The sequence below is a fragment of the Estrella lausannensis genome (assembly GCF_900000175.1).
Taxonomy (GTDB): domain Bacteria; phylum Chlamydiota; class Chlamydiia; order Chlamydiales; family Criblamydiaceae; genus Estrella; species Estrella lausannensis.
Map to the genome: position 1 here is coordinate 110,870 of NZ_CWGJ01000005.1, position 7,089 is coordinate 117,958.

8 protein-coding genes are annotated in these 7,089 nt (G+C 48.1%); 5 read left to right on the forward strand and 3 right to left on the reverse strand.

Features of this window, described 5'->3' with window-relative positions; translation table 11 throughout:
* Positions 1-116: 116 nt before the first annotated feature.
* The 4 genes from ELAC_RS01600 to ELAC_RS01620 all read left to right on the forward strand — a co-directional run bounded on the left by ELAC_RS01600 (position 117) and on the right by ELAC_RS01620 (position 3,279).
* Positions 117-719 (forward strand): hypothetical protein, encoded by a 603-nt coding sequence (locus ELAC_RS01600; protein WP_098037535.1) that lies wholly within the window; start codon positions 117-119, stop codon positions 717-719.
* Between the two features lie 452 nt (positions 720-1,171).
* Complete coding sequence (locus ELAC_RS01605) at positions 1,172-1,633, forward strand: hypothetical protein (RefSeq protein ID WP_098037536.1); 462 nt, start codon at positions 1,172-1,174, stop codon at positions 1,631-1,633.
* A 469-nt stretch (positions 1,634-2,102) separates the two neighbouring features.
* Positions 2,103-2,693 (forward strand): hypothetical protein, encoded by a 591-nt coding sequence (locus ELAC_RS01615; RefSeq protein ID WP_098037538.1) that lies wholly within the window; start codon positions 2,103-2,105, stop codon positions 2,691-2,693.
* 124 nt (positions 2,694-2,817) lie between these two features.
* Positions 2,818-3,279, forward strand: coding sequence for a DUF4442 domain-containing protein (locus tag ELAC_RS01620; protein WP_098037539.1), 462 nt, complete (start codon positions 2,818-2,820; stop codon positions 3,277-3,279).
* Here ELAC_RS01620 and ELAC_RS01625 read toward each other — a convergent pair.
* Entirely contained in the window at positions 3,254-3,949 is a 696-nt protein-coding gene (locus ELAC_RS01625; RefSeq protein ID WP_098037540.1) for a superoxide dismutase, read from the reverse strand. The genes ELAC_RS01620 and ELAC_RS01625 overlap by 26 nt on opposite strands.
* A 71-nt stretch (positions 3,950-4,020) precedes the next feature.
* Between ELAC_RS01625 and ELAC_RS01630 the strand changes: the two genes are divergently transcribed.
* Positions 4,021-5,067, forward strand: coding sequence for a cytochrome-c peroxidase (locus ELAC_RS01630; RefSeq protein ID WP_098037541.1), 1,047 nt, complete (start codon positions 4,021-4,023; stop codon positions 5,065-5,067).
* A gap of 4 nt (positions 5,068-5,071) precedes the next feature.
* Here ELAC_RS01630 and ELAC_RS01635 read toward each other — a convergent pair whose 3' ends face one another.
* Together ELAC_RS01635 and ELAC_RS01640 are read right to left on the reverse strand one after the other, a co-directional pair.
* A complete protein-coding gene (locus ELAC_RS01635) occupies positions 5,072-6,148 on the reverse strand; it encodes a hypothetical protein (RefSeq protein ID WP_098037542.1) in 1,077 nt (358 codons plus the stop codon).
* Between the two features lie 221 nt (positions 6,149-6,369).
* Positions 6,370-6,945 carry an SOUL family heme-binding protein gene (locus tag ELAC_RS01640; RefSeq protein ID WP_098037543.1) on the reverse strand — a complete coding sequence of 192 codons (576 nt, stop codon included), beginning with the start codon at positions 6,943-6,945 and terminating at the stop codon, positions 6,370-6,372.
* Between the last annotated feature and the right edge of the window lie 144 nt (positions 6,946-7,089).

Here is a 7,089-nt window from a genome sequence, read left to right on the forward strand (position 1 = left end):
ATAGCCAAATTTAGAAAGTAAACTATTCGATTAAACGCTTTAGATATATCTAGTATTTTATTGTGATTAATTAATGGGAGCATTAGTATTTTTATAAAAACAAAAAAGGTGGCTTTGTGATTACCCTTGAAACTTTAAATAGTGCCGATGAGTTATACCCTCTTCTAGAGAGCTACAACAAAAACGGCTGGGAGCTGGATCTAAACGTCCGAGACGTTTTCATCAATGAACAGGGCCGAAAAGTGAGTAATTTTTATTGCGGAAGGTCTTTCTCGTTGCAGGCGCTCGCGACAAAACAATGCTCGACGATCGAGAAGGTCATCCGTGTTATTTGCGGTGTACTGGCGACTGTATTGACTCTTGGTCTCGCGCTCTTGTTGCAGTCCGTGAGAAACCTCTTTAAAGAAGGGAGGAAAGCGGTCGGCTTCGTCACGTTTGACCAAGACTCCGGACCGGACCGTTTGCTTAATGGGATGGGGACTTCTTCTGTCACCGCCTTTAAGGTGGACAAAACGTGCAGTCCCATACTGTGCGGTCAGAAGGATTGCAGTCTCGATCATGGATCTCAGCATCAATGCAAGGTTTCAACATCAGATGGCCGCTTCCATGATATTTCTCTGGACGACATCACAATCCGCGACCACTTAGAATGGCTAAATCCCAGCATTGTGGAGGCCGATTACAGCCACTTCGCTCATGCTGGCGATTTCAAACTCTAAAATCTACATCCGATTCGGAGGTGCTTTAGAGAATGTCTCTTGCGCCTCCGGAAGATTCTATACCACAAGTGTTCTAAATTTTGTCTTGGCAAAGACGAAAACCATGCCAAATTTTGATAGGCTTTCAGCATATTTTTCATTTTTTAGTAATTTTTACTTCTTCAGCTTTAAGTCAAAATTTGTTTCTATTCCAATTTATATAAAAACAAATTTGCGTATACCGAAACAACTTGGAGAATTGGAAATTTGGCCAGGAGGGCCTTAAGAATTTTTGTCCGGAGCGAGCGACCATTGCCGAGAGGCAAGGCGCGAGTGAGAACGAAAATTCTTAAGTATACCGAAAGTGTCTCAAAGCCAAAATCCCAAATTTTGAGACAATTTCGGTATAAACCCGACGAAGCCAAAGACCAATTCTTCAAGTTGTTTCGGTATAAATTAACAAGGGTTACAAAATGGTTGCCTTTCACGGTGTAGCCACACTGGACGAGCTGGATAGCATGCTCCAATCGTATAAGAACAAGGGAAGGGAGACGTCCGAGACGGAAAGCATTCTCCTGGTCAATGATCAGTGCCGGGTTGTCACCCGTTTTTTTTCCGGAAAATCCTATTTGGCGGGAGCCTTCGCAACCAAGGTGCCTACGACTATCGAGAAAATAGTACGCGTTGTTCTTGGCCTGCTGGCCACTTTGATCTCTTGTGGGTGGGCGCTCTGTTTTCAGGGTGTGAGAGATCTTTTTGGTGCGCATGTGCAAAAGATCTGCTTTGCGGTTTTTCAAAAGGATTCCGGTCCGGACAAAACGTTGTGCGGTGTGGAAAAATCCATTATTACGGCCTTCAAAGTGGAAAGAACATGCAAGAGGGGACGCTGCGACATAGGCTGCTGCCACCTTGAGCATGAGGATCTTCATTCCTGAGAGATCGTTCTGAAGAATGGCAAGGCATACAATATCCAGCTATATGATAACGCCATCCGCGACTTTCTTGAGTGGCTTGATCCACGCCTTGTGGAAGCCGATTACAGTCACTTCGCCCATGCCGGCGAGATCAAAGTTTGAAACAAAAGCTGCCTTGGAGACTGTCCATTAACTGAAATCGCATTTGTTCCTGTCTGAATACTTGTAATGATTAATTTTAAATTCAATTAAGTATTACTGTTTATATAAAATATGGTATACTTGCTGAATTAACGGGTTCCTTTGTGCTTAGAACGAAAGTATCTCGAAATCCAATTTCGCCACATAATCGGTATAATGCACATTCTGCTTTGGCAACTCCTGAATCGGCCCTATTTTGCGATCAGCAGCCTCTTTGCCTACTGAGCCCATTGAAATTAAGGAAAATTGATGCCGCGAGAAATCAAGGCCTATGGAGGAGATATTTATCATGTACACATTCCAGGAAGTATCCGGCCTGAAGGATTTAGACGCATACAGTGGCTGGACGGAGATCAAACGCTGTGAAGAAGATACCACTGTCCTTTTAAATGACAAGGGAGATGTCGTCACTGCCTTTTATCAGGGGCGTGTTTTCCGCTTTCTCTCGCAGCGCATCCAAGAGTACTCTCTTGCTGAAATCGTATTGCGGGTTGCCCTTGGTATTTTAGCTGCTGTGGCCACTTTAGGATTGTCGTTGATCTCACGAGCTGTCCGCGAGTTGTTTATAACCACTCCGAGAGAGATCCGCTTCGGAGAGTTTTTGCAAGATGCCGAACCGGGAGCATTAGTTGAGGGGCACCCTGGCGGGTTGATCGACTTTTACCCGGATTCGACCGGCTGTCACTACCCTGAACGAGATGGAGAGGTGAGCGCGATGTGCGAACACATTTGCCACTTCAAGGACACAAACGAAGTAGGGTCTCAGGGCGACCTCGTAGTGACCGGAGCCGAGGTTAGGGACTGCCTGCAGTGGCTGCCTAAGCATCTCGTGGATAAATTTGACACCGAGCACTTCTCGAACATCGTAATCCCTCTTTAAGATTGATTGGAGAGGCTGCCGAACGCGCCCCCTCTCTGAAGCGTCGATCTTCCCCATTTCCCTTATTTCAAAATAATTTCATCTTGGCTATGAGAGGAAAATCAAACCCCTGAGTGGAAGATCCATGCGCTCAATTTTACAAAGATATATCCGCCACCTCTGGCGCTTCTGGCCGCCCTTTTTGTTTTCAGGAATCCGCATTGAGAGGCTGGATCGTGATTTCCGCTATGCCAGGGTACGGCTAAAGCTGCGGTTTTGGACTGCCAACTACGTGGGCACCCAGTTTGGCGGATCTCTTTTTTCGATGACAGATCCGTTCTATATGCTGATGCTGATTAAGAATTTGGGGCCGGAGTATTCCATTTGGGATAAATCGGCGTCGATCAGCTACGTGAAGCCGGGCAGGAGCGATGTCTTGGCCGAATTCACTCTTTCGGATGACGATCTTGCCGCTATTGTCTCCGCCCTTCAAACGAGCGACCGCCTTCTGTGGACCCGCCAAATCGAGATCAAAGACTTGGAAGGAGAGGTGGTCGCCCGGGTGGATAAGACTGTCTCGATTAAGAAGAAGAACCTGTCTTCTTGAAGCGCTCCGCTACTTTATCCCAGTTGATGTTGTTAAAGAACACCTCGATATACTTGGGTCTGTCGAGGCCGAATTCCGTGATGAACGCGTGCTCGAAGACATCCATGATGAGCAGGGGAGTCGCTCCGGAGAGGTGGCCCAGATCGTGTTCGTTGATCCATTCATTGATAAGGCGCCCGCTTTTCGGCTCGATGTAGGAAACGACCCAGCCGATGCCGCGGATTTGTCCGGTGGCGATGAAATCGGCTTTCCACTGATCGAAGCCGCCGAAGTCGGCTGTCATTTTTTTCTGCAAGGGGTCATTCGCTGCCAGGGGTTTGGCTCCCAAGTTGTCAAAGTAGTACTCATGCAGGAGCATGCCGTTCATCTCCCAGCCAAGCATGCGCTTGAGCCCTGCGAATTCAGGGGTTTTATTTTGGCCGGATTTGTTGAGTTCCCCGATTTTTTCAAGCAGCAGATTGCTGTTTTTTACATACCCCTCATAGAGCTTGAAATGCATTTTGAGGAGATTGTCACTTAGGCCGGGCACTTTGCCGAGCAGGTGCTCGAAGTTTTTTGCCTGATAGGCTTGTGGTGCGGCAGCTTCTTTGGGTTTTTCCTCGGCGCTGTAGGCATTCGGCGTACTGATAAGCAAAGCGAAGAGGGCTGGGATGATGGCGAATTTCTTCATGGGAGCTCCTCATGGATTGTTGTTTTTTCAAATAAAAGATATAACGCCAATTTTATGAACGGAAGGAAAAAATGGTGTTATCTCGAACCTTTGTTGTTTTTCCCCTGGCACTCCTCTCTCTTCTTAATCTGGGAACACTTAGATCCAGCGAGTTAGAGGAAAAACCTCCGGCTGAGCCGCTTGGACTCAAGCCCGTTCCCTGGCCAAAAGACAATCCCTACTCGGCCTCTAAAGCAGAGCTTGGCCGCCTGCTCTACTTCGATAAAAGGCTCTCTGCCGATGGAACCGTTTCCTGCGCCACTTGCCACAAGAGGGAGTGCGGGTTCAGTGACTGTAAGGAGATCGCGGTAGGGATCAACGGACATAAGGGGACGCGCCACAGCCCCACCATTATCAACGCTGCTTACTACACCCATTTTTTTTGGGATGGAAGGGTAGACTCTCTTGAGGAACAGTGTAAAGGACCTATTGCCAACACCAAAGAGATGGCAGCGCTTAAAGATGCCCATGAAGCCCATAGAGAGTGCGTCAATAAGGTGAAGTCGATTGCAGGCTATCAACCCCTGTTTAAAAAAGCTTTCGGGGTGGATCAGCCTACCATGGAGGAGATCGCACAGGCAATAGCAACGTTTGAGAGGACGATCCTATCGGGAAACTCTCCCTACGATCGCTACAAGGCCGGAGACTCTTCAGCGCTTACTGCCGAAGAGATCAGGGGTATGGCAATATACAAAAAAACCGGCTGTGTCAACTGCCACGGAGGGTTTAATTTCGCAGACGACCGCTTTCATAATATTGGTGTGGGCATGGATCAAAAAGATCCTGATCCGGGCCGCTCTGCAATCACCGGCAACCCCAAAGATTTCGGAGCCTTCAAAACTCCGACGCTCAGGGATACAGCGAACGCTTCCCCCTACATGCACGACGGAAGCTTAAAAACGCTCGAGGCTGTGGTGGAGTTTTACGATAAGGGAGGCGTTCCCAACAAGAACTTGCATCCCCTGATTCGGCCTCTGCACCTTAGCAAAGAGGAGAAAGAGGCACTGGTCAGCTTCTTAAAGGCGCTTTCAGGAGAGGGCTGGCAGCATGTTCAGGAGCCGGGCTCGTTTCCTCAGTGAGCCTCTAAAGGGTCTTTTGCTTTTCGATGGCTATTTCGTATGCAGCTTTCATTTCGTCTGTCATTTTCACATCCTTGATAAGCCCCTCTATCGTGGGGATGGCAGCACACTTCTGGATGTCTTTATAGAGCCTTTTAGCCTCATCCCAAGCCTGTTCGATTTCCAGATCGTTCCGGTGGGTGATTAACTCGACAAAGAGCGTTGCCAAAAGGCCTCGCATCGGTTGTTTGATCCAGCAGTTGCCCACTTTTTGCGCGCATAAAGTGGTGGACTGCAGATAGCAAAGAGCTTTTAGCAGCCGGGTGGAGTTGGGGCCTAGCCGCTCCGGATACTGCACAAGGAACTGATTGGGAGACATCAAGCTCGGGGCGTAAAAAACAAAATGAGACTCGAGGCCGGGTTTCATCTTGCAAGCCATTAGCGTTTGCCTGCGCTTATCAAGCATCTCTTCGTTAAAGTGGATCGAGACATGAAAAGGGCGGCAGTAGGGGTCATCCAGCGAATTTCTGGCGGAGTTCACTAAGATTTCAAAAAAAGGCTTCTCTTTGCTGTACTGGCTTCCCAGATTACCACTCAGCCGGCTCACCGCATGTTTGTCCCAGCCGGTGACCTCGGAATCAAAAGCGATCCGGCTCTCGGTTGGCCTATGGTCTTTGATTGGGCTGCCTGGAAAAAAGGTCTGGATGTTCGGGCTTGATTTCAAATAGGCACGGATACTCTTTTCCATTACGATCTTATTGGCGCCGAGGTCGTCCATCTTCTCGAAATAGTAACGGAGCAAGATGAAGCGGGTGAATGCCTCGCCGACGCGATAATCGTGTCCTTCGCTCCAGCCGTCGGCACCGCTTAAATTGAGGTAGCCGCTGATCACGGCTTGGGAATAGACGATGATAGGCCTTTGATCAATGGAGCAGTGTACGGACAATTCGGGGCTGGCTTCCCAATTTCCCGGAACCCAAAAGGGCGGATTTTCCGTGTGATCGAGCTGGTGAAAGACCATGGCCGCGGCTTTCTCGGGAAGAGAGTAGGGTAAACTTGTGGATGGAGTCGCCACCGCCGAAGAGCTAAATAAGGGATTCATAGAGGTTTATAAGATATATAAATATGTTTTCAATGAGTTAAAAATGAATGAAATAATATCAGCTTATTTGTGAATTGTCATTCGATAATTAACGAGTTGAGGGGATTTTTTTATTTCTTGGGGAAATCGAAAGGGAAAAATCCGTTAAAAAGCTCCAAGAGCCTCTAATAACGTTGAATAGACCTCTGCCGAAAGTGTCAACATCCCGATAGGGAGACGCTTCAATCCAGCTGGAGAAGAAGTTCGTTTTTTCTCAAGAATCCGGGAGTCCAGGGCGGGCTATAGAGAGCGATGATCGTTTCGTTTCGGGCAGTGAGCTTCTTGGCGAGAACAAAATCCATCAACTCGATCAGTTTTTCATGGATTGTCGCATCATCGGCCACACCGTCGAAGCGGATGACGGCAAACCGCTTTCTATCCATCAGTTTAACCACAACCTGGCTGTTGTCGGGTTTTGGAAAATCGGCAGCCGCTCTCTCCCCTTTGAGGATAAAGCGGATAGCCCATCCTTTTTTACTGAGCTGCTCCGTGACGGGAACTGCTACCTCGAGCTTCTCGCTTTTGGCATTGCCTCCGTTGATGTAGCTATCAAGAATCCGAACTCCCTGGTCGAAGGCTGCTTGTCGCTCCCCGGGGATGATCGTTTCCGCGACGATGAAGGGGCCGTACTCCCGGACTTCAAAGGGCCCCTCTTTTTGAAGGGATTTAAATGGAAGCTCGGAGCCGGGGCGGAAGAGGGAAAATCCTAAAGTGATCAGAAACACTAAGATAATCAGGGGCCAGATCAGGGGTTTCATGATAGGGAGCTCCGTTGCGGTTCTTGCTAATGAATAATTAATTTGACAATTTGACTGCAAAGGGTAAGCTCCAATTATACCGAAACAACTTGAAGAATTGGTCTTTGGCCTCGTTGGGTTTATACCGAAATTTGCTCCAAATCT

Bases quoted from the DNA above. Each gene is read 5' to 3' on its own strand.
- ELAC_RS01605 (WP_098037536.1), top strand. From the start codon at position 1,172: ATGGTTGCCTTTCACGGTGTAGCCACACTGGACGAGCTGGATAGCATG.
- ELAC_RS01615 (WP_098037538.1), top strand. From the start codon at position 2,103: ATGTACACATTCCAGGAAGTATCCGGCCTGAAGGATTTAGACGCATAC.
- ELAC_RS01620 (WP_098037539.1), top strand. From the start codon at position 2,818: ATGCGCTCAATTTTACAAAGATATATCCGCCACCTCTGGCGCTTCTGG.
- ELAC_RS01625 (WP_098037540.1), bottom strand. From the start codon at position 3,949: ATGAAGAAATTCGCCATCATCCCAGCCCTCTTCGCTTTGCTTATCAGT.
- ELAC_RS01630 (WP_098037541.1), top strand. From the start codon at position 4,021: ATGGTGTTATCTCGAACCTTTGTTGTTTTTCCCCTGGCACTCCTCTCT.
- ELAC_RS01635 (WP_098037542.1), bottom strand. From the start codon at position 6,148: ATGAATCCCTTATTTAGCTCTTCGGCGGTGGCGACTCCATCCACAAGT.
- ELAC_RS01640 (WP_098037543.1), bottom strand. From the start codon at position 6,945: ATGAAACCCCTGATCTGGCCCCTGATTATCTTAGTGTTTCTGATCACT.